The following is a 20,717-nucleotide window of genomic DNA, read 5'->3' on the forward strand; positions in this document are numbered from 1 at the left end:
TATTAAATAAACAATCCAGCGATTGTCGCAGATAAAATAGAAGCAAGTGTTGATGCAAATAGCATTTTCCAACCAAATTTAGAAACAACGCTTCCTTGTTTTTCAGAAAGGGCACGGATTGTACCAACGATTGCACCAATTTGGCTAATACTTGCGAAGCTAATTAAGAATACTGTAACGATTCCAACTGTACGTGGAGCTAATGTTGTAGCTGTGTCTTTTAAATCAAGGATTGCTACAAACTCATTTAAAACAATCTTCGTACCCATAATACCACCAGCTGGGATAATATCTTGAGTTGGAATACCCATTAAGAATGCGAATGGAGAAAGTACGTAACCGAAGATTTGTTGTAAAGTAATGGCATGTCCCATTGCGCCTGAAGCTGCACTAATTACGTAGTTTACAACTTCCATCACACCGATAAAGGCGATCATTAATGCGGCAACGATACCAGCTACTTTTAAACCATCAAGCGCACCGTTAATCATTGCACCGATAAAGCTGTCCCCGAATAGAGTTCTATCAAATTTTTGAATCACTTCATCTTCTTTCTTCGTATCAACTGGTGTTAATAACGAACAAACGATTAAGCTTGAGAATAAATTTAGCGGAAGAGCTGCTAGTACGTATTTTGCATCTAACATCATTACGTATGATGCTGTAACAGAAGCAGAAACGGAGCTCATCGCAGAACAACAAATGATAAACATACGGTTTTTATTGAAATGCTGTAAATCGTTTTTAATAACGATTAACGCTTCACTTGAACCGAAGAATACAGAGTTTACTGCATGGAATGACTCAACGCGTGGTAAACCAGTAATTTTTGAAATTGCACCGCCGACAACGCGAACGATGAATGGTAAAACACCTAAATAACTAAAGATTGAAAGTAGTGCTGAGAAAAATACGATAATTAATAATACGTTTAAGAAAAAGACAAAATCTCTTTGAATTCCATTAAAGAGAAAATCGACACCTGTCGTACCAAGTTTAATTAGTTTGTTGAAAACCTTACTAATGAAAATAATGATTTGTTGACCAATCTTTGTAGCAAACATAAACCAACCGATTAAAATTTGGAAACCAATCATAATTGCAATTGCACGGAAGTTGATTTTACTTTTGTTGTTTGACAAAGCAAAACATAAACCTAACACGGCAAAAATACCGATAATGCTCATTACATATTGCATGTAGTTGCCCCTTTCAGAAGTTCGTATAAAGTTTGTACATAAAACGCTCGTTATATTACTAAAAATAAAGGAATGAGGTTTTATGTCATACGTAAGATGTCTGACCTTTTAGAAAAATAAAAATAAAAAAAGACCCATATGGATTCACTTTCATCTATGAGAGAAAGCTAATCAATATGAGTCCTTTTTTGCGCATAGGCTAATATTCATTAGTTTTCCCCATAGTCCAGCAATTTAAGGTTGCCGGGTAGAAACTCTCGATCCATATTATCAAGTATATATGAGGTAACATCGTCCGTATTAAATTAGTAGTAGCGTAACATTAACAGAGAACTATCGTCAATAGCTTTTTTTCTTCCAATAGAAAAAGACCATATAAGTATGATAAAATGTAACGCAGTGTTATGAAAAAGAGAGGTCGGAAAATGAGTACTAAAATGACGCCACCAGTTGAGAAAAACGAGTTTATAGATGTAGTATTTGAAGATTTAACACATGATGGTGCCGGTGTTGCGAAAGTAAAGGGCTATCCTATTTTCGTTAAAAACGGATTACCAGGTGAAGAAGCGCAAATTAAAATTATTAAAGTGAAGAAAAACTTCGCATTTGGTCGTTTAATGAAGCTTCATACAGAAAGTCCATATCGTAAAGATGCTGAATGTCCAGTATATAATCAGTGCGGCGGTTGTCAGCTTCAGCACTTAACTTATGAAGGACAATTACAAGCGAAAGAAAAACAAGTACGTGACGTTATGCAACGTATCGGAGGACTAGGTGATGTTCCTGTTCATCCTGTACTTGGCATGGAAAATCCGTGGGTATATCGCAATAAAGCACAAGTACCAATCGGAGAACGTGAAGGCGGACTTGTAGCTGGTTTCTATCGCCAAGGAACGCATGACATCATTAATATGGAATCATGCTTAATTCAGGCAGAAGAAAACGATACATTAATTCAAGAAGTAAAACGTATTTGTGAAAAGCACGGTATCACTGCGTACAACGAAGAGCGTAACAAAGGAACACTTCGTCACGTAATGGCTCGTTACGGACAAGTAACAGGGGAAATTATGCTTGTCTTCATTACACGTACAGCAGAATTGCCGAACAAAAACGCAATCATTGAAGAAATTGCAGCGAAATTCCCAGAAGTAAAATCAATCGTTCAAAACGTAAATACGAAGCGTACGAATGTAATCTTCGGAGATAAAACGACAGTACTGTACGGATCAGAATATATTTATGACTTTATCGGTGACATTAAATTTGCGATTTCAGCACGTTCATTCTATCAAGTAAACCCAGAACAAACGAAAGTGCTATACGATAAAACGTTAGAATACGCAAAATTAAACGGTAACGAAACAGTAATTGATGCCTATTGCGGAATCGGATCAATCTCGTTATTCCTAGCGCAAAAAGCGAAAAAAGTGTACGGCGTTGAAATCGTCCCAGAAGCAATTGAAGACGCAAACCGAAATGCAGCACTAAACAACATGACAAACGCTGAATTTGGCGTAGGAGAGGCAGAAGTAGTCATTCCAAAATGGTACAAAGAAGGCGTAATTGCTGACACAATGGTCGTAGACCCACCGCGTAAAGGCTGTGACGAAGCATTACTAAATACAATCATCGACATGAAGCCAAAACGCGTCGTATACGTATCATGTAACCCAGCAACATTAGCACGTGATTTAAAAGTACTAGAAGAAGGCGGATATAAAACACAGGAAGTACAACCTGTTGATATGTTCCCGCATACGACTCATGTGGAGTGTGTGGCTTGGCTTAAGTTAGTATAATAGGAAAGCAGTTGATATAGAAAAAATCTATACCACCTGCTTTTTGGTTTACAAAAATACCATTCATAAGCGATTTTAGTTAAAATAAATATTGCTGATTTTCACAAATTATAAATTTAGATTTTGAAATTGTATTCATAGTGAGAGGATTTGAATTTGAAATGATAGATAATTTTTGGCGTGAATTACCACGACCATTTTTCGTACTTGCACCAATGGAAGATGTGACAGACGTTGTTTTCCGTCACGTAGTAAGTGAAGCTGGTCGTCCAGACGTATTCTTCACAGAGTTTACAAACTCGGATAGCTATTGTCATCCAGAAGGTATGAAAAGTGTACGTGGCCGTTTAATTTTTACAGAAGACGAACAGCCGATGGTAGCACATATTTGGGGAGACAATCCCGAATACTTCCGTCAAATGAGTATCGGTATGGCAGAACTAGGATTTAAAGGCATCGATATTAATATGGGTTGCCCAGTACCGAATGTAGCATCAAGAGGGAAAGGTAGTGGCCTTATTCTACGTCCAGACGTTGCAGCAGAACTTATTCAAGCAGCAAAAGCGGGCGGACTACCTGTCAGCGTAAAAACAAGACTTGGCTTTAAAGAGTTAAGCGAGTGGGAAGATTGGTTAACGCACATTTTCAAACAAGATATTGCAAACCTTTCTATTCATTTACGCACAAGAGAAGAAATGAGCCAAGTAGATGCGCATTGGGAACTAATTCCGGAAATTAAAAAATTACGTGACCGTATCGCACCAAATACGTTAATAACAATCAATGGAGACATCCTTGATCGTAAAATGGGACTGGAACTTGCTGAAAAATACGGCATTGATGGCGTAATGATCGGACGAGGCATCTTCAAAAATCCATTTGCGTTTGAAAAAGAGCCAAGGGAACATAGCAGTAAAGAACATCTAGATCTTTTAAGACTACAACTTGATTTACAAGATCAATATGCAGAAGTACTGCCACGCTCAATCACAGGACTTCATCGCTTCTTTAAAATTTATGTAAAAGGCTTCCCAGGAGCTGCTGAATTGAGAAATCAATTGATGAGCACGAAGTCGACTGATGAAGTACGTGCTTTGTTGGATAAGTTTGAGGATAGTGTTGGTGAGGCTCAGGATAGTGAGACGGTTTAACTTTTAAGCACTTAAATCATTTCATATGTAGTGCATGACATGAGTGAGTTGAAAATAAGTGCAGAGCTGGAAAAGAACAGTGTATTTGAGAAATCAAAACACTGTTTTTTTCTTTTAGTTAATGTTAAGAGAGAAATCTTTTTATAGGCATATAAAAAACATGTAAGAGCTCTGTAGATACAATGATAGAGAAAAGTTCGGGTAAGACTATAAAACATATCTTTAAAATGTTAAAGTATTAATTTAGTGGACAATAACTAAAAGGCTAGATTAAACATGATAATTTAAAGCAGGTTATAGCATAAACTTTAACCGCTGAATAAATAATCAACATTTCAGGAGGAAACCCAATGGCAATGAGCAACAACGATATATTAAAAAGAGTACGATACGCTTTAGATATAAAAGATATAGATATGGTAGAAATCTTTAAACTTGGCGGGATGGAAGTAACGAAAGAAGACGTAGTTGATATGCTTACAAAAATAAAGAGAGCTCCTCAGCACGAAGCTGAAAATGATGAGGTAGCTGAAGATGAGTACGTAAAAACATGCGATATGATGATGTTAGAGGCATTTTTAAATGGATTTATTACTTTAAAAAGAGGAAAGCAAGATCCGAAATCAGGGCAGCCTGCACCTGTACAGAGCAAGGAGAGTGCCAATAACCTTCTTCTAAAGAAAATGAAAATCGCACTATCTTTAACGAGTGAGGATGTACTTGATATATTAGATAGCGTGGGCGTTACGGTAACAAAAGGAGAGTTAGGCGCTCTATTAAGAAAAAAAGGTCATAAAAATTACAAAGAGTGCGGCGATAGATACGCAAGGAATTTCATTAAGGGATTAGGTGTAAAGTATAGAGGATAATGAGTTCGTTAAAGCAGTAAATGATATAATAGGTAGAGTAGGACGTTCGTATCCTACTCTTTTTTATTTGTAAAAATACTATGCTAGGTGATGAAATGGTACATACATATTTAGGTGAGACAATTAATTTTCATATAACTTATAAGAAGAAAAAGTCCGTGCGTCTTTTTGTAGATTCGTATGGAAATGTAGAAATACAGGCTCCGAAAGGGACACCTGTTGAATACTTAGTCCAGTTGCTAGAAGAGAAGTGGGGGTGGATTCAGACAACACGTAAAGAAATGCAGGAGCGAGCGCATGGACCACAGGAAAAGGATTATGATCAAGGAGAAGGCTTTTTGTATTTAGGGAATACGTATCCGATACAGATTTCCCAAGATGCAAGCATTGAGCAAGACAACGCAGTATTTAAAGGGGATAAGTTACATATTTATGTGAAAGAGCTTAAGGATGAGAAAATACAACAAGCTTTAAAACGATTTTACTATAAGCAGTGTAAATCTTTAGTAGAGAAGAGTATTAAAGCGCATCAAAGTAATTTCAAAACAAAACCACGTTCTATTCGTATTACAGATAGTAGTCGTACTTGGGGTACTTGCGATTCGAATTTACAACTAACATTCAATTGGAAGCTAGCAATGGCACCACAGCGAGTAATTGACTATGTAGTTGTTCATGAAATGTGTCATATGGTTCATTTAAATCATGATCGATCGTTTTGGCGTCTTGTCGGGAAAATCATGCCCGATTATAAGGAAATGGAGAACTGGTTAGCTTTATCTAGTTGGAAGATGACGGTTTAATGTTGCGCTTTGTATAGGTTGCAATTATTGTCAATCTTTGTCGGTAAGTCGATATATTTCGAAAATCGCTGATATATTTGAAGTTGCGCCGATATATTTCGAAAATCGCTGATATATTTGGAGTTGCGCCGATATATTTCGAAAACCGCCGATATATTTGGAGTTGCAATCGATATGTTCAATGAAGAGAAAGTAAAAGGAGATGTCACAGCAGACATCTCCTCTTTTCGAGTATATAGATTATCGTCCAAACTTCACAACAAAATCTTCATCAACTTTCCCCATCTCATACCCACGATACCCTTCCGAAAGCAAAGCCTGCTGTCCACTAGCATCACTCATTAGAATACTTTGAACATCCGTCCAATCTCTTTTCTTGTCTTCACGCAATTTCTTCACAAAAACATACCGCAGACTACCACCATACTTCTCTTTCAGCGCAGCAATCTCCATCCCTTGCGCAAATTTATCCTTCAAACTTGGAATGTTAAAAGGAGCAACGGTGCAGCATACATAATCATATTTGCTGTCTTCTTTTTGCAATTCTTCCATAATGACTTTTGCTAATATTTTTTGCATACCATTTCCTCGGCAGTTCGGATGAACGTTTGAGATTTCTTGATAGATGACGCGGTGTAGTTCACTTTCTGGCAAACCAATATCAAGCCCTAAATGTTCATCGTCGATAGGAGGGACGAGTAGAGCGCGAAATGCGATGAGTTCGTTTTCGATAAAAGCACCGATCATCATGCCGTTTCCTTCTAGAATGTATTGAAATTCTTCTTGTGAGAGTGGTTGTAAACGACTTTTATCTTCTAGTGCTTCAACTACGATGTTTTGTAGTGATAAAATTTGTTCGATGTGCTCTAGTGATAGTAATGTAACGTGAAATGATTCGTTATTTTGTTTTAATGTTCCTTCGTATAGAACCGTCATATGATAGTCCTCCTTTAGCGTACAACGTCTTGAAAGACGGTTAGTTCTTGTAGTGTATCTTCGTTTATTTCAATGCCGAGTCCGGGCTTTTCGTTTAAGCGAATGAATGGTACATCGTAATGTAAGTTTCCAATGTCTTTCGTGAATTTTAATGGTCCTGTTAGCTCTACGCTCGTAATGATTTTCTTTGAGAAAGCGACATGGAATCCTGCGGAAGAGGCAACAGATGATTCGACCATTGATCCCACTTGGCATTCAATGCCGGCCATTTCAGCTTGATGAGCGAGCTTTACAGCTGGATGTATGCCACCGCATTTCATGAGTTTTATATTCACTTTATCAGCAGCTTCTAATTTAATAATTTGGCGCATTTCACGAGAACTTTTTAGTCCTTCATCAATCATAAGCGGGAGGTCTGTCTTAGAACGAATATGAGCCATGGCATCAATATCGTCCGCGATAACAGGTTGTTCAATCCAGTCAATGTTTAAATGTCCTAATGACCGCAGTGCTGTTAATGTGTTTGCGCTATTTTTCCAGCCTTGGTTTACATCAACGCGAATAGCGATGTCATTTCCTACACGTTCTCGTACAGCTTCAATACGTTTCACATCTTCTTTTACATTCGTACCAACTTTCATTTTGAAAGATTGGTAACCTTTTTGAATCATAGAAGCAGCTTCTTCAGCCATATCTTCAGGATCGGCAATACTTAAAACGTGAGTGACAGGGAATTCTTCATGATAGCGCCCGCCAATTAATTGATATACAGGTTGATTTAGTTTTTTGCCCATTATATCAAAACAAGCAATATCAATTGCAGCTTTCGCTGTTGGAACACCGTAAATTGTATTGTCCATCATGTCGTGTATTTTTTCGATATTCATTGGATTTTTCCCGATTAGAGCAGGGGTTAGCGTATGTTTTAAAGTATGGAAAGTACTTTCCCATGATTCACCTGTGACGTGATCATCAGCAACGCCTTCACCGTAACCGATAATACCTTCATCTGTTTCCATTTTGACGATAATAGAGGGCATATCAGAATAAGAGCCATAACTAATAACAAACGGATTGCGAAGCGGTAAACGAATTGCGTAAAGATGAATAGCTGTAATTTTCATTGAATAGAAACCCCTTCCTGTTTACAATAGTTTTGTACATTTGATATAGTTGACGTTAAATAGTCGTTAATTAATGATAAGGAGTTAGAGAAAATGATGATAAAAATTGCAGTTGTCGGTTCAAAGGAGTTTATGGAGAACCTTTTTCCTATTGCTCAAAAATTAGAAGGAATAGAAATTGATCCATATATTTACCTTCATCCGGCGGAATCTTCTGAATTATTAAAGTGTCTAAAGCCTTGTGATGTCATCTTTTTCTCAGGTGCTTTACCTTATTATATGGCAAAAGAAATAAGAGAACAATTACGAATTCCAAGTACATACTTACAGCAAGACGAGACAACTGTCGCATCTTCAATTCTTTCTATCATGTATCATCAAAGTATTCAACCACATAACATTTCCATCGATTTAGTAGACCGCTCGTTTATTACAAATGTGTTCCATGATATTGGTATAAAAGAAAGCCCGCAAGTGTTGGATTATGAAAATATGCTGTGGAGTAAAGATGAGATAAATAGAGTTATCGATTTTCATGTAGCTAAATATCAATCTGGAGAAGCTCATTTAGCTTTAACTAGTATTCACGCTGTTTACGACGAGCTTCAAAAAATAGGTGTTCCTTCAGAGCGCATGATTGATCCAACACAATCCATTATACATGGTCTAAAAGATGCAAAAATAAAAGCTGAGTTAGCAAAAAGCTATTCAGCTACTGTTGGTGCTTGTATTATTTCTTCCTTAGAATTACGAGCGAGTTTGCTTGAAAAACTAGATGTCATTTCAAAAGAACTACGTGGTTCATTTAAACAAGTGGATGAAATGACATGCATTTTGTATACAACTCGTGGTGATATCGAATCAATTATTAAAACAAATGCGATAGATAACTTGTTTGCGAGCGTAGAAGGAACGATAGCTATTGGATTTGGTTATGGGAAAACCGTGAAAGAGGCGGAGCAAAATGCAAAAATTGCTCAAAGTTTTGCAAAGAATAATCCAATAGATCGTTGTTTTTATATACTAACAAGTGATAAAGATTTGTTTGGTCCGTTCCCGAAAGAACAGAGAGTACAAAGTTTGAAAAATGATAATCCGGAACTAATGAAAATAGCGAAGGAAACGAAGCTTAGTCCGGCCAACTTGTCAAAAATCATTCAATTTAGTCAATCGCATCCGTCATTGAAGTTTACAGCAGCTGATCTTTCTGAGTACTTACAAGTGACTCGAAGATCGACAGAAAGGTTGTTAAAGAAATTAGTTGATTACGGGTATGCTCATATTTGCGGCGAGGAAATGCCCTATCAACAAGGGCGACCTCGCGCACTATATGAACTGAATTTACCGCTATTTTTAAGCTTCTAGTTGAGCTTTTTGTTTCTTTAGTAGTTCTGCTTTTTCAATGTCTGATAGTTTTACAATTGTGAAGCCTGTTATACCATAAATGATTGAGATAATAGGTACGATGAAATTCAAAATAGCATAAGGGGCATATTCAAATGCACCTACGCCAAGTGTAGCGAGAATAAATACACCGCACGTATTCCAAGGAACGAAGACAGAAGTTAATGTTCCGCCATCTTCTAATGCTCTGGATAAGTTTTTTGAATGTAGTCCTTTTTCTGTGTATGCATTTGCGTACATTCTTGAAGGGACAACAATTGAAATATATTGTTCAGAGCAAGTAAGGTTTGTTGCAAAACAAGATGCGATAGTAGAAGCGATAAGCCCTTTTGCTGATTTCGCTAACTTTAAAATTTGATTTACAATTGAGCGAAGAATACCTGTATGTTCTAATACTCCTCCGAAAGTCATAGCGACAATTGTCATAGAGACTGTATTCATCATCGAATCTAAGCCACCGCGGTTAAATAGTTCGTCTACTAGCTTGTTTCCAGTGTCTATAACAAATCCAGCTTGGAGTGCACCGACAGATGCTGAGACAGAACCACCTTGAATAAAGACTTGTGATAAAAATCCTAAAATAATACCGACGAGAATCGCTGGTATAGCAGGAACTTTTTTTGCGACCAATACCATAACGACTACGGGTATAATGAGTAGGAAAGGTGAGATAACAAAGTTTTGTTGCAATACTTGTAACGTTTGATCGATGCTCTTCGCATCAATATTGTTAGCGCCGAAGCTTCTTCCTAAGAGCGCGTAAACGATAAGAGTAATAATTAAACCTGGAACTGTAGTAAATAACATATGACGAATGTGTGCGAATAAATCTGTATTTGTTAATCCTGCGGCTAGGTTAGTTGTATCTGAAAGCGGTGACATTTTATCGCCAAAATAAGAGCCTGAAATAATGGCACCAGCAACCATTGGAGCTGGGATTCCCATACTTAGGCCAATTCCCATTCCAGCAACACCAATTGTCCCCATTGTAGACCAAGAGCTACCAATTGCTAATGCAACGATAGAACAAATGACGGTAATGGAAACTAAAAATAGTGATGGAGTTAAAAGTTTTAAACCGTAATAAATCATCGTTGCGACGATTCCACCGCCAATCCAAGCACCAATTGTTAAGCCAACAAGAATAATAATGACGATAGCAGGTAATGCAAGACGAATCCCTTTATACATTGCTTCTTCAAGATCATTCCATTTGTAACCGTAACGCCAAGCGACAATAGAAGCAACGGTTGTACCGATAATAAGTGGAACGTGAGGGGTTTGTTTTAATACAACAATTGTAACCATCATAACTGCAACGGTAATGATAATAGGGATAATCGCTATTCCAAAAGGTATTTCTTTTTTCATAAAGTTCCTCCTTGTTACGTATGTTTGTTTGTATTTTTAGAATTGTCGTAAAATAGACGTTTATTAGGTTATGATAACTAAAAGTTTATGTAAGCGTCAACATAAAAAACAGAAAATAAGGAATGTTCTAGTTGTTTGTTTAGTTTGTAATATAAGTGCAGAGTAAGGTTTTTAAGTATTTAAAAATAAACAATTGACTTTTTTCTTAAAATTCAATATGTTCATAAAAACATCTGTTTTTCATAAGTATAATTAACCCGAATCGTTTGTAATGTGGGAAGGAGACTGGAACGTTGAAAACATTAGAACTACAAGAGCGCTTAACGGAGATTTTTCAGCATTTACACGAAAACCCTGAAGTAAGTTGGAAAGAATATGAAACGACAACGTATATTACTGACTTTTTAAAAGAAGAAGGAATTTCATATAGAACATTTGATGATTGTCCAGGTGTAATTGCTGAGATTGGAGGCGGGAATCCAGTTATTGCGATTCGTGCTGATATGGATGCACTTTGGCAAGAAGTAAATGGAGAATTTAAAGCGAACCATTCATGTGGCCATGATGCTCATATGACCATTGTAATGGGACTTATTTTACAATTGAAAAATATGAGATGGAAAAGTGGTACGGTTAGATTTATTTTTCAGCCAGCAGAAGAGAAGGGTAATGGTGCTTTGAAGATGGTGGAGAAAGGTGCTGTAGATGATGCCGATTTCTTATTTGGCGTCCATCTAAGACCAATTGAAGAACTATCTTTGAAACAAGCAGCCTCATCTATTCGCCATGGAGCAGCAGGATTTTTAGAGGGTATGATTCATGGGGAGGATGCACACGGGGCAAGACCACACCAAGGTGTGAATGCGATTGATGTCATTTCCATGATTAATATCGGTTTGAAAAATATTTGGCTGCCACCGCAAAGTTCTTATTCAGTAAAAATGACGAGATGCCAAGCTGGTGGTGATAATTTAAATATTATTCCGGGAAATGGTCATTTCAGTTTAGATGTAAGAGCAGAGAGTAATATACTATTAGAAGAATTAAAGAAAAAGATTGAGCATGTAATAGAATCAGCTGCATCGATGGGATCAAAAACTTCATACGAATGGATGGATCTTGCACCAGGAGCAGAGGTTTCCGAAGAAGCAGAGCGCTTTATGCGTAAAGGTATTCTCGAAGTGTATGGGGAAGAGAGATGCACAGGGCCTCTCTATACGACAGGAAGCGATGATTTCCATTACTATACAGTGAAAAGACCACATTTAAAAGCTGTCATGCTTGGACTAGGAGCAGACCTACAACCTGGATTACACCATCCGTATATGAGGTTTGATCATAGTTGTATTATGGATGGGGTAGAAATATTGAAACAAACTGTATTGAAAGTGTTAGAAGACAGGGGCTAAAGAGCTCCTGTTTTTTTGTCGTGAATTGTCGGTAAATCGATATATTTGAAAAATCGTTGATATATTTGAAGTTATGATAGATATATTGAGAAAATCGTTGATATATTTGAAGTTACGATAGATATATTAAGAAAATCGTTAATATAATTTCACGTACCTATTAATTTGATGAAAAATGAGCCTCCAGTACATGGTGTATAATAATAAGTACCATTTTTTAATAGGAGAAAACGAATGAACGAACAATATTACGATGCAGTTTTACATATAAAAACAGTCGGTGAGCAAAAAGGGTTTAACAAGTCTATGCATTATCACCGCTACGAACCGACGCCGTATAGCGGGTTAGATGAGTTATTGAATCAATATGAAATACGAAGTAGCGACCGAATTGTAGACTTTGGGTGCGGAAAAGGGCGATTAAACTTTTATATGCATCATAAATGTGGGGCTTCAGCAGTTGGAATTGAAATGAATGAAGAGTTTTATAAAGAAGCGATTGATAATCGAGATCGTTATGCACGAAAGGCAAGAAACAGTAAGGGGAAAATTCAATTCCAATGTTGTTTAGCGCAGGAATATAAGATTGATCCACATGATAATAGGTTTTATTTCTTTAATCCGTTTTCTGTGCAAGTGTTTATGAATGTAGTAAATAACATTTTGCTTTCAGTAGAAAATACGGGGAGAGAAGTGGATATTATTTTATATTATCCTTCTGAGGACTATATTTTCTTCTTAGAAAATCAGACTGCGTTTGAGCTGAAGAAAGAAGTTAGATTGCCAGGTGCTTATGAGAAGAATGGGAATGAGAGGTTTTTAGTTTATACATTAGGGTAATAAAAAAACAGGTGCCAAGGCACCTGTTTTTTATTAGTTACGGATTAAGTAATCAAATGCACCTAAAGCTGCGTTTGCACCTGAACCCATAGAGATGATGATTTGTTTGTACGGATTATTTGTACAGTCACCTGCAGCAAACACTCCTGGTACGTTTGTAGCGCCGTGCTTGTCTGTTACGATTTCACCGCGAACGCGTTCAACTGTTTCGCCTAACCAGTCTGTGTTTGGCACAAGACCGATTTGTACGAATACACCTTGTAATTCAACGTGATGAACTTCTTCAGTTTCACGATCGATGTAAGAAATACCGTTTACTTTATCAGTACCAGTGATTTCTTTCGTTTGAACGTTTTTCAGAACAGTTACGTTTGGTAAGCTGTTAAGACGCTCTTGTAATACAGCATCAGCTTTTAATTCTGGCATGAATTCAAGAACAGTTACGTGCTTAACGATACCTGCTAAGTCGATAGCTGCTTCAATACCAGAGTTACCTCCGCCGATAACTGCTACGTCTTTTCCAGTAAATAATGGACCGTCACAGTGTGGGCAATATGCTACACCTTTATTTTTGAACTCAGCTTCACCTGGTACGCCAACATTACGCCAGCGAGCACCTGTAGAAACGATTACGCTCTTACTTTTCAGAATAGCGCCGTTTTCAAGTTCCACTTCAATAAGTTCTTTTTTCTCTAAACGTTTCGCACGTTGTAGATTCATTACATCGATGTCGTATTCTTTTACGTGTTCTTCAAGGCTTGCTACTAGCTTAGGACCTTCAGTCTTTTTTACGCTGATGAAGTTCTCAATGCCCATAGTATCCATTACTTGACCACCGAAGCGCTCAGCAACGATACCAGTGCGGATGCCTTTACGTGCTGCGTAAATTGCTGCACTTGCACCAGCAGGGCCCCCACCAACAACAAGAACATCGTATGGATCTTTATCAGAAAGCTCTGATGCATCTGGACCGTTACCCATTTTAGCTAAAATTTCTTCAAGTGTCATACGACCGCTTCCGAAAGATTCGCCGTTTAGGTAAACAGTTGGTACTGCCATGATGTCTTTGCTTTCTACTTCCTCTTTGAATGCAGCGCCATCAATCATAGTATGTGTAATACCAGGGTTAAGAACGCTCATTACGTTAAGAGCTTGTACAACATCAGGACAGTTATGACAACTTAGGCTGATATAAGATTCAAAATGATATTCGCCTTGAATGTTTTTAATTTGATCGATTAATTTTTGTTCAACTTTTGGAGCGCGTCCACTTACTTGTAGTAAAGCTAACACTAATGATGTAAATTCGTGTCCTAATGGAATACCAGCGAATACGACACCAGTGTCTTCACCAGGGCGGTTTACGCTAAAGCTTGGTGTTCTCTCTAATTCAACTTTTTCTACTGTAATCTTAGATGACATAGTAGCTAATTCGTCTACTAGAGCTAACATATCTTTAGATACGTTATCGTCTCCTGCGCTTACCTTAAGTAAAATATCGTTCTCCATTAATTGAAGGTATTGGGATAGTTGTGTTTTTATATCTGCATCTAGTATCATTTTGATCGAACTCCTTAGATTTTGCCTACAAGGTCAAGGCTTGGTTTAAGTGTTGCAGAACCCTCTTGCCATTTAGCTGGGCAAACTTCACCTGGGTTGTTACGTACGTATTGAGCAGCTTTAATTTTGTTAACAAGAATGCTTGCGTCACGGCCGATACCGTCAGCATTGATTTCCATAGATTGGATAACGCCGTCTGGATCGATGATGAATGTACCACGAGCAGCAAGACCTTCTTCTTCCATTAAAACGTTGAAGTTTGTAGTGATTGTGCGAGTTGGGTCACCAATCATGATGTACTCGATTTTGCCGATAGTTTCTGAGCTATCATGCCATGCTTTGTGAGTGAAGTGAGTGTCTGTAGATACAGAGTATACTTCAACGCCTAAGTCTTTTAGAGTTGCGTATTGGTTTTGTAAGTCTTCAAGTTCAGTTGGGCAAACGAATGTGAAGTCAGCTGGGTAGAAACAAACTACACTCCATTTTCCTTTTAAACTTTCGTCAGTAACTTGGATAAATTCTCCATTATGGTAAGCATTAGCTTTAAACGGTTTTACTTCTGTGCCGATTAATAACATATTAAAATTCCTCCTAAATGTTGGTTTTGAGCATCAAAAAATAGTGTGCTCATAAAATATATTTTTTAATTAACTATAATAATTCTAATTCGATATTAATTATCATATAGAAGTGGTTATTTTGTCAAGAGAATAAACCAACTTTATACCGATTTAATTAATATTTATTCTCAATTAAGGCTAACAGGGAATGGAAAGGTAACTTTAAGTTTATAAATTTTCAATGATTGTTTGAAAGAGTAGTGTGTATGTTAGAGATATGGTGTAAGTGTAAATTCTTAGGAAGGAAATATTTCTTAGAAGTTATGTATTTGAAAAGGAACTGCTTATTTCTATTTTACAAAGAATTGTGCGATAAATAAAATAAAATGAATCGAAATCTTTTTGAACAATTTTTGTCATCTCAAATATATAATTAGGAAGTATATTACGCTGATAGTTAGAAATATTGACTCAAAGTGCTAACGAGATATAATAAAACCTAGATATACCTTTCAAAAAGAAGAATACATATTTATAGGATGAAAAAATTCAACCTATTATTTTTTATAGCTTTTAGAAAACGCTTACAATTGGTGTGGAGGGGAAACCATGTCTAAGTTCACAAAGTATTTTTTAATGGAAGCTAAAGATGTGATTGCATATGTGAAAGAGAAATTATCTAAGTTTGAACATGCAAAGGGGCTAAAGTGTAAAGAAATAGGTGATGGCAATTTAAATTATGTGTTCCGCGTTTGGGATGAAAAAGAGAACATCTCTGTCATCGTAAAGCAAGCTGGGGATACAGCTCGCATTTCAGATGAGTTTAAGTTGTCGACGAATCGTATTCGCATAGAATCAGATGTTTTGCAGTTAGAGGATGAGTTAGCACCTGGACTTGTTCCTAAGGTGTATTTATTTGATAGTGTGATGAACTGTTGCGTAATGGAAGATTTATCGGATCACACAATATTACGTACAGCACTTATAAATCATCAAATATTTCCGCGGCTTGCTGACGACTTAACTACTTTTATGGTAAATACACTTTTATTAACATCTGATGTTGTAATGAATCATAAAGAGAAGAAGGAACTTGTGAAGAATTATATAAATCTTGAATTATGTGAGATTACAGAGGACCTCGTATATTCAGAGCCATTTACAAATCATAATAAGCGTAATGAGTTATTTCCTTTAAATGAGGGATGGATTAGGGAGCATATTTATAGTGATAAAGAGCTTCGTATGGAAGTAGCGAAACGTAAATTTTCTTTTATGACGAATGCACAGGCATTGCTTCATGGTGATTTACATACTGGTTCTGTTTTTGTAAGAGATGATTCTACAAAAGTTATTGATCCTGAGTTTGCTTTTTATGGACCTATGGGATATGACGTCGGGAATGTAATGGCGAATTTAATGTTTGCTTGGGTGAATGCAGATGCAACGATGCCACCTGGAGCTGAGAAAGATACGTATATGGATTGGTTACAAACTACGATGGTAGAGGTAATTGATTTATTTAAGAAGAAGTTTTTAGATGCTTGGGATATTCATGTGACCGAGATTATGGCGAAGGAAGAAGGCTTTAACGAAGTATATTTACAATCTGTATTAGAGGATACAGCTGCAGTGACAGGTCTTGAATTAATCCGCCGTATTGTTGGATTAGCGAAAGTAAAAGATATTACTTGTATTGAGAATGAGGAAGCACGTGCTAGAGCGGAGCGAATTTGTCTTAAAGTAGCGAAGAGTTTTATTTTACGAGCGAATCAATATAGAACGGGTACAAGTTTTGTAGAAACGTTAAAAAAACAGTCAATGCACTACGCGGAGTAAGGGGAGAATATGATGGAAGAGCAATTAATACCAATTCAGTGGAAAGATGATGCTTTAGTTTTGTTAGATCAAACGTTATTACCGAATGAAATTGTCTATGAATCATTTAAAACAGCTGAAAGTGTGTGGGATGCCATTCAAGTAATGAAAGTACGAGGTGCACCAGCGATTGGTGTTTCAGCAGCTTATGGAGTGTATTTAGGGGTAAAGGAATTTGCTGAAAGTACGGAAGAAGGATTTATGGATGAAGTAAGAAAGGTATGTACATACTTGGCGACATCAAGACCGACTGCAGTAAATTTATTTTGGGCACTTGAAAGAATGGAAAGTGTAGCGGCAGATAATATTCATTTATCAATCTCACAGTTGAAAGATAGATTACTAGAAGAGGCAAAAGAAATTCATAGAGAAGATGAAGAAATAAACCGTCAAATTGGAGAACATGCATTAACATTATTCCATGATGGAATGGGAGTATTAACACATTGTAATGCTGGTGCGTTAGCGACGACTAAGTATGGTACTGCGACGGCTCCAATGTACTTAGCGAAAGAAAAAGGATGGGACTTAAAAATCTTTTCGGATGAAACACGTCCAAGATTACAAGGGTCAACGTTAACGGCATTAGAACTACAGCGAGCGGGAATTGATGTTACTGTCATTACGGATAATATGGCAGCTATGGTCATGTCACAAGGGAAGATTGACGCTGTAATTGTTGGATGCGACCGTGTGGCAGCGAACGGTGATATAGCAAATAAAATTGGAACATTAGGCGTATCTATTTTAGCGAAATACTACAACATTCCGTTTTATGTAGCAGCGCCAACGCCGACAATCGACTTGAAAACACCGACAGGAAAAGAAATTCCCATCGAGGAAAGAGATGCTTCTGAAGTGATTAATCGCTTCGGACAATATTCTGCTCCGAAAGAAAGTAAAGTATATAATCCAGCATTTGATGTTACTCCACATGAAAATGTAACAGCGATTATTACAGAAAAAGGGATTGTAAAGGCACCGTTTACGGAGAATTTAAAAAAGCTATTTCAATAAGTAGATAAATATAAAAGTCAGTCATCATAAGCTTCATACTTAGGGGGATGTATATGTTATTACAAAAAGAAAGAGAAGAAATTGTAGCGTATGGAAAGAAAATGATTTCTAGTGGTTTAACAAAGGGGACGGGTGGTAATATTAGTATCTTTAATCGTGAACAAGGTCTTGTTGCGATTAGCCCAAGTGGTTTAGAGTATTATGAAACAAAGCCTGAAGATGTAGTTATATTAAACTTAGATGGTGAAGTAATAGAAGGAGAGAGAAAACCATCAAGTGAATTAGATATGCACCTTATTTACTATAGGAAGCGTGAAGATATAAATGCGCTTGTGCATACACATTCTCCTTACGCGAAGACGATTGCGTCATTAGGATGGGAGCTTCCGGCTGTGTCATATTTAATTGCTTTCGCAGGACCGAATGTGCGCTGTGCACCGTATGAAACATTTGGTACGAAGCAATTAGCAGAGGCTGCTTTTGAAGGCATGATTGATCGCCGTGCTGTTTTACTTGCGAACCACGGTTTAATTGCAGGTGCAAATAATATAAAAATGGCATTTACTGTTGCAGAAGAGATTGAGTTTTGTGCTCAAATTTATTATCAAACGAAAAGCATTGGGGAACCAAAGCTATTGCCAGAAGATGAGATGGAGAATTTGGCGAAGAAGTTTGAAGGATATGGGCAGCAGTAGAATGAAACAAAGACACCCTCAAGAAAAGATCTTGAGGGTGTTTTTTAAGCTTTTTTAAGCAACAAATACATAAAGTAAGGAGCCCCAATTAAAGCAACGACAATACCTGCTGGAATGCCATTAGGATCAACGATATTTCTTCCAATTGTATCTGCTAATAATAATAGCCATCCGCCGATTAAAAGGGCGATAGGCATGAAGATTTGATGTCTTGGACCTACTAAAGATTTCGCGATATGAGGAGCCATTAATCCGATAAAGCTAATTCCTCCTGTTACGGAAACAGCTGCAGCTGCAAGTGCAACAGCTGCAACTAATAAGTACCTACGTTCTTTTTCAATTTCAATTCCAACACCGATTGCGACTGGTTCGTTTAATGCTAAAATGTTTAATCGATTTGCTTTATAGAAAACAAACGGAATTAATACGATTAGCCATGGGAGCATTGCTAAAACGAATATCCAGTCATCTCCCCAAATATTTCCGGCAATCCATTTTGAAATAAAGTCTACTTTCATACGATCCGCGGATGAAATAAGGACAATCATCGTTCCAGATAGTGCAAATGCAAAACCGATACCAGTTAATGTTAGTCGGATTGGCTGAAGTCCAGTTGATTTACTATAAGAAAATACGTAAATTAGAACAGCTGTCAGAAATGCGCCGATAAATCCAACAACAGGTAGTAAGTAAAGAAATGAACCTACATCTATTGGAAAGTATAAAAAGAAAATAGCGACAGCAACACCGGCCCCAGAGTTAATACCAAGAATACCAGGTTCAGCTAAATCATTTCGAGTAATTCCTTGAAGAATAGCTCCTGATAAAGCGAGAGCCATACCAGCTAATAATGTAATGACAATTCTAGGTAGCCTTAAAGAGTATAAAACAAACTCCTCTTTAAAAGTCCCTTGCCCCATTAATGTTGGGAGTAGTCGATCATAAGATAAAGATGCTGAACCAAGTCCCATTCCAACTACAATGGTTGTGATAATTACTATAAGTAAAGTGAGTATAATGAGACGCTGTTTTCTTAAAATAGATTGCATCATGAGAATGTTTTTCCTCCTTTACGTACAATGAATAGGAAGAATGGTAGCCCTACAATCGCGACAATTGCTGCAACTGGTGTTTCGTATGGAGCGTTAATAGTACGTCCGATTGTATCTGCAAGTAGCATAAAGGAAGCTCCAGCAATTGCTGACATTGGTATAACAAATCGGTAGTCTGGCCCGACAATTGGACGTACCATATGAGGTACCATTAAGCCGATAAATGCCATATTTCCGACAAGAGCTACAGACGCACCAGCAAGTAATATAATAATGATAAATAGAATGGTTTTAATAACAATAATTTTTTGACCTAGTCCAATAGCAACTTCTTCACTGAAACTAAGAACTGTCAATTTTTTTGCTAGTAAGATAGCGATAAAGATACTAATTGAAATGACTGGAATAATAATTTTTAATTGGCCCCAAGTTGTTCCAATTACGCCACCAGCAGTCCAAAGTGATACCTCTTGTGAAATTTTAAAGTAAATGCCGACTCCTTCTGAAATTGCGAGTAGAAATGCTGAAACGGCAGCACCGGCTAATACAATTCGAAGAGGGGACAGCCCGCCTTTTTTCACCATACCAATTCCAAATACCATAATCGCACCGATTGCAGCACCGATAAAGCAAGCTAATGTTAAGTAAAGATAGCTGATGGAAGGGTTGAAAGCAAGTGTCAGTGCAAGTGCAGCATTTGCTCCACCAGATAGCCCTAGTAATCCAGGATCTGCAAGCGGATTTCGTGTTAATCCTTGCATAATTGCTCCAGAAACAGCAAGTCCAGCTCCTACAAAAATTGCAGCTACTTCACGTGGTAAACGAATTTCTCGAATAATAGATATTTTGTCCCCTTTAGCAGAGGAAGTGAGCGCTAACCATACATCTTTTATTGAAGTATCGGCAGCCCCTAATACCATTGCCACCATAAAAATAAGAAAGAATGCAATTAAGCTTAAAATTAGTTTGTATGTAAAAGCTATAGAACGTGGATTGTCGTGATCTTTTGTCATTCGTTTCACATCTTTTCTGTTCATAGAATAAAGG

Annotated in this window: 18 protein-coding genes and 1 riboswitch; of the genes, 10 read left to right on the forward strand and 8 right to left on the reverse strand. The window is 37.2% G+C overall.

Annotated elements, in window-relative coordinates; translation table 11 throughout:
- Nucleotides 1-2: 2 nt before the first annotated feature.
- Nucleotides 3-1,199, reverse strand: a complete 1,197-nt coding sequence (locus N2V80_RS01915; RefSeq protein WP_001200483.1) for a NupC/NupG family nucleoside CNT transporter — start codon at nucleotides 1,197-1,199, stop codon at nucleotides 3-5.
- 202 nt (nucleotides 1,200-1,401) lie between these two features.
- Nucleotides 1,402-1,503: riboswitch (purine riboswitch) on the reverse strand.
- 121 nt (nucleotides 1,504-1,624) lie between these two features.
- Here N2V80_RS01915 and rlmD point away from each other — a divergent pair.
- The 4 genes from rlmD (at nucleotide 1,625) to N2V80_RS01935 (ending at nucleotide 5,824) form a co-directional block, all read left to right on the forward strand.
- Nucleotides 1,625-3,001, forward strand: coding sequence for a 23S rRNA (uracil(1939)-C(5))-methyltransferase RlmD (gene rlmD, locus N2V80_RS01920; RefSeq protein ID WP_003311736.1), 1,377 nt, complete (start codon nucleotides 1,625-1,627; stop codon nucleotides 2,999-3,001).
- Nucleotides 3,002-3,162: 161 nt separating this feature from the next.
- The gene (locus N2V80_RS01925; protein ID WP_000566706.1) at nucleotides 3,163-4,152 is read left to right on the forward strand and encodes a tRNA dihydrouridine synthase; all 990 of its coding nucleotides are present in this window, start codon (nucleotides 3,163-3,165) and stop codon (nucleotides 4,150-4,152) included.
- A gap of 350 nt (nucleotides 4,153-4,502) precedes the next feature.
- Nucleotides 4,503-5,021: a YehS family protein gene (locus tag N2V80_RS01930; RefSeq protein ID WP_061655976.1), complete on the forward strand. Its 519-nt coding sequence runs from the start codon at nucleotides 4,503-4,505 to the stop codon at nucleotides 5,019-5,021.
- 95 nt (nucleotides 5,022-5,116) lie between these two features.
- Entirely contained in the window at nucleotides 5,117-5,824 is a 708-nt protein-coding gene (locus N2V80_RS01935; protein ID WP_000233735.1) for a M48 family metallopeptidase, read from the forward strand.
- A gap of 240 nt (nucleotides 5,825-6,064) precedes the next feature.
- On the opposite strand, the gene N2V80_RS01940 is transcribed toward N2V80_RS01935, so the two are convergent.
- On the reverse strand, nucleotides 6,065-6,760 hold the full coding sequence (locus N2V80_RS01940; RefSeq protein ID WP_061655977.1) for a hypothetical protein: 696 nt from the start codon (nucleotides 6,758-6,760) through the stop codon (nucleotides 6,065-6,067).
- Nucleotides 6,761-6,774: 14 nt separating this feature from the next.
- Nucleotides 6,775-7,884, reverse strand: coding sequence for a mandelate racemase/muconate lactonizing enzyme family protein (locus tag N2V80_RS01945; protein WP_000704490.1), 1,110 nt, complete (start codon nucleotides 7,882-7,884; stop codon nucleotides 6,775-6,777).
- A 93-nt stretch (nucleotides 7,885-7,977) separates the two neighbouring features.
- Here N2V80_RS01945 and N2V80_RS01950 point away from each other — a divergent pair, with 93 nt between their 5' ends.
- Nucleotides 7,978-9,249, forward strand: coding sequence for a hypothetical protein (locus tag N2V80_RS01950; RefSeq protein ID WP_000972806.1), 1,272 nt, complete (start codon nucleotides 7,978-7,980; stop codon nucleotides 9,247-9,249).
- Here N2V80_RS01950 and nhaC read toward each other — a convergent pair.
- Nucleotides 9,238-10,659 (reverse strand): Na+/H+ antiporter NhaC, encoded by a 1,422-nt coding sequence (gene nhaC, locus N2V80_RS01955; RefSeq protein ID WP_000711520.1) that lies wholly within the window; start codon nucleotides 10,657-10,659, stop codon nucleotides 9,238-9,240. The two genes, N2V80_RS01950 and nhaC, sit on opposite strands and share 12 nt — an antisense overlap.
- Before the next feature lie 293 nt (nucleotides 10,660-10,952).
- Between nhaC and N2V80_RS01960 the strand changes: the two genes are divergently transcribed.
- Together N2V80_RS01960 and N2V80_RS01965 are read left to right on the forward strand one after the other, a co-directional pair.
- Nucleotides 10,953-12,068, forward strand: a complete 1,116-nt coding sequence (locus N2V80_RS01960) for a M20 peptidase aminoacylase family protein (protein WP_000853545.1) — start codon at nucleotides 10,953-10,955, stop codon at nucleotides 12,066-12,068.
- Between the two features lie 234 nt (nucleotides 12,069-12,302).
- On the forward strand, nucleotides 12,303-12,908 hold the full coding sequence (locus N2V80_RS01965; protein ID WP_001005619.1) for an SAM-dependent methyltransferase: 606 nt from the start codon (nucleotides 12,303-12,305) through the stop codon (nucleotides 12,906-12,908).
- Nucleotides 12,909-12,941: 33 nt separating this feature from the next.
- Here the strand turns inward: N2V80_RS01965 and ahpF are convergent, their stop codons facing one another.
- Together ahpF and ahpC are read right to left on the reverse strand one after the other, a co-directional pair.
- Entirely contained in the window at nucleotides 12,942-14,468 is a 1,527-nt protein-coding gene (gene ahpF / locus N2V80_RS01970) for an alkyl hydroperoxide reductase subunit F (protein ID WP_000599501.1), read from the reverse strand.
- Nucleotides 14,469-14,482: 14 nt separating this feature from the next.
- Nucleotides 14,483-15,046, reverse strand: a complete 564-nt coding sequence (gene ahpC, locus N2V80_RS01975; RefSeq protein ID WP_000924420.1) for an alkyl hydroperoxide reductase subunit C — start codon at nucleotides 15,044-15,046, stop codon at nucleotides 14,483-14,485.
- A gap of 591 nt (nucleotides 15,047-15,637) precedes the next feature.
- Between ahpC and mtnK the strand changes: the two genes are divergently transcribed.
- The 3 genes from mtnK to N2V80_RS01990 are packed head-to-tail and all read left to right on the forward strand — an operon-like array spanning nucleotide 15,638 to nucleotide 18,618.
- On the forward strand, nucleotides 15,638-16,867 hold the full coding sequence (gene mtnK / locus N2V80_RS01980) for an S-methyl-5-thioribose kinase (protein ID WP_061655978.1): 1,230 nt from the start codon (nucleotides 15,638-15,640) through the stop codon (nucleotides 16,865-16,867).
- A 9-nt stretch (nucleotides 16,868-16,876) separates the two neighbouring features.
- On the forward strand, nucleotides 16,877-17,923 hold the full coding sequence (gene mtnA / locus N2V80_RS01985; RefSeq protein ID WP_033693771.1) for an S-methyl-5-thioribose-1-phosphate isomerase: 1,047 nt from the start codon (nucleotides 16,877-16,879) through the stop codon (nucleotides 17,921-17,923).
- Between the two features lie 53 nt (nucleotides 17,924-17,976).
- Nucleotides 17,977-18,618: an L-fuculose-phosphate aldolase gene (locus N2V80_RS01990; protein ID WP_061655979.1), complete on the forward strand. Its 642-nt coding sequence runs from the start codon at nucleotides 17,977-17,979 to the stop codon at nucleotides 18,616-18,618.
- 44 nt (nucleotides 18,619-18,662) lie between these two features.
- Here N2V80_RS01990 and N2V80_RS01995 read toward each other — a convergent pair whose 3' ends face one another.
- Complete coding sequence (locus N2V80_RS01995) at nucleotides 18,663-19,670, reverse strand: FecCD family ABC transporter permease (RefSeq protein WP_000983759.1); 1,008 nt, start codon at nucleotides 19,668-19,670, stop codon at nucleotides 18,663-18,665.
- A complete protein-coding gene (locus N2V80_RS02000) occupies nucleotides 19,667-20,707 on the reverse strand; it encodes a FecCD family ABC transporter permease (protein WP_061655980.1) in 1,041 nt (346 codons plus the stop codon). Before N2V80_RS02000 ends, N2V80_RS01995 begins: the two co-directional genes overlap by 4 nt.
- Nucleotides 20,708-20,717 lie beyond the last annotated feature (10 nt).

Origin of the sequence: Bacillus sp. FSL W8-0640, from assembly GCF_038007725.1 — a bacterium.
GTDB classification, from domain to species: domain Bacteria; phylum Bacillota; class Bacilli; order Bacillales; family Bacillaceae_G; genus Bacillus_A; species Bacillus_A cereus.

Coding starts and splice junctions, on each gene's coding strand:
- ahpC (WP_000924420.1), bottom strand. CDS start 15,046: ATGTTATTAATCGGCACAGAAGTAAAACCGTTTAAAGCTAATGCTTAC.
- N2V80_RS01945 (WP_000704490.1), bottom strand. CDS start 7,884: ATGAAAATTACAGCTATTCATCTTTACGCAATTCGTTTACCGCTTCGC.
- mtnK (WP_061655978.1), top strand. CDS start 15,638: ATGTCTAAGTTCACAAAGTATTTTTTAATGGAAGCTAAAGATGTGATT.
- ahpF (WP_000599501.1), bottom strand. CDS start 14,468: ATGATACTAGATGCAGATATAAAAACACAACTATCCCAATACCTTCAA.
- N2V80_RS01915 (WP_001200483.1), bottom strand. CDS start 1,199: ATGCAATATGTAATGAGCATTATCGGTATTTTTGCCGTGTTAGGTTTA.
- mtnA (WP_033693771.1), top strand. CDS start 16,877: ATGATGGAAGAGCAATTAATACCAATTCAGTGGAAAGATGATGCTTTA.
- N2V80_RS01995 (WP_000983759.1), bottom strand. CDS start 19,670: ATGATGCAATCTATTTTAAGAAAACAGCGTCTCATTATACTCACTTTA.
- N2V80_RS01965 (WP_001005619.1), top strand. CDS start 12,303: ATGAACGAACAATATTACGATGCAGTTTTACATATAAAAACAGTCGGT.
- N2V80_RS01930 (WP_061655976.1), top strand. CDS start 4,503: ATGGCAATGAGCAACAACGATATATTAAAAAGAGTACGATACGCTTTA.
- rlmD (WP_003311736.1), top strand. CDS start 1,625: ATGAGTACTAAAATGACGCCACCAGTTGAGAAAAACGAGTTTATAGAT.
- N2V80_RS01950 (WP_000972806.1), top strand. CDS start 7,978: ATGATGATAAAAATTGCAGTTGTCGGTTCAAAGGAGTTTATGGAGAAC.
- N2V80_RS01990 (WP_061655979.1), top strand. CDS start 17,977: ATGTTATTACAAAAAGAAAGAGAAGAAATTGTAGCGTATGGAAAGAAA.
- N2V80_RS01935 (WP_000233735.1), top strand. CDS start 5,117: ATGGTACATACATATTTAGGTGAGACAATTAATTTTCATATAACTTAT.
- N2V80_RS01925 (WP_000566706.1), top strand. CDS start 3,163: ATGATAGATAATTTTTGGCGTGAATTACCACGACCATTTTTCGTACTT.
- N2V80_RS01940 (WP_061655977.1), bottom strand. CDS start 6,760: ATGACGGTTCTATACGAAGGAACATTAAAACAAAATAACGAATCATTT.
- N2V80_RS02000 (WP_061655980.1), bottom strand. CDS start 20,707: ATGAACAGAAAAGATGTGAAACGAATGACAAAAGATCACGACAATCCA.
- nhaC (WP_000711520.1), bottom strand. CDS start 10,659: ATGAAAAAAGAAATACCTTTTGGAATAGCGATTATCCCTATTATCATT.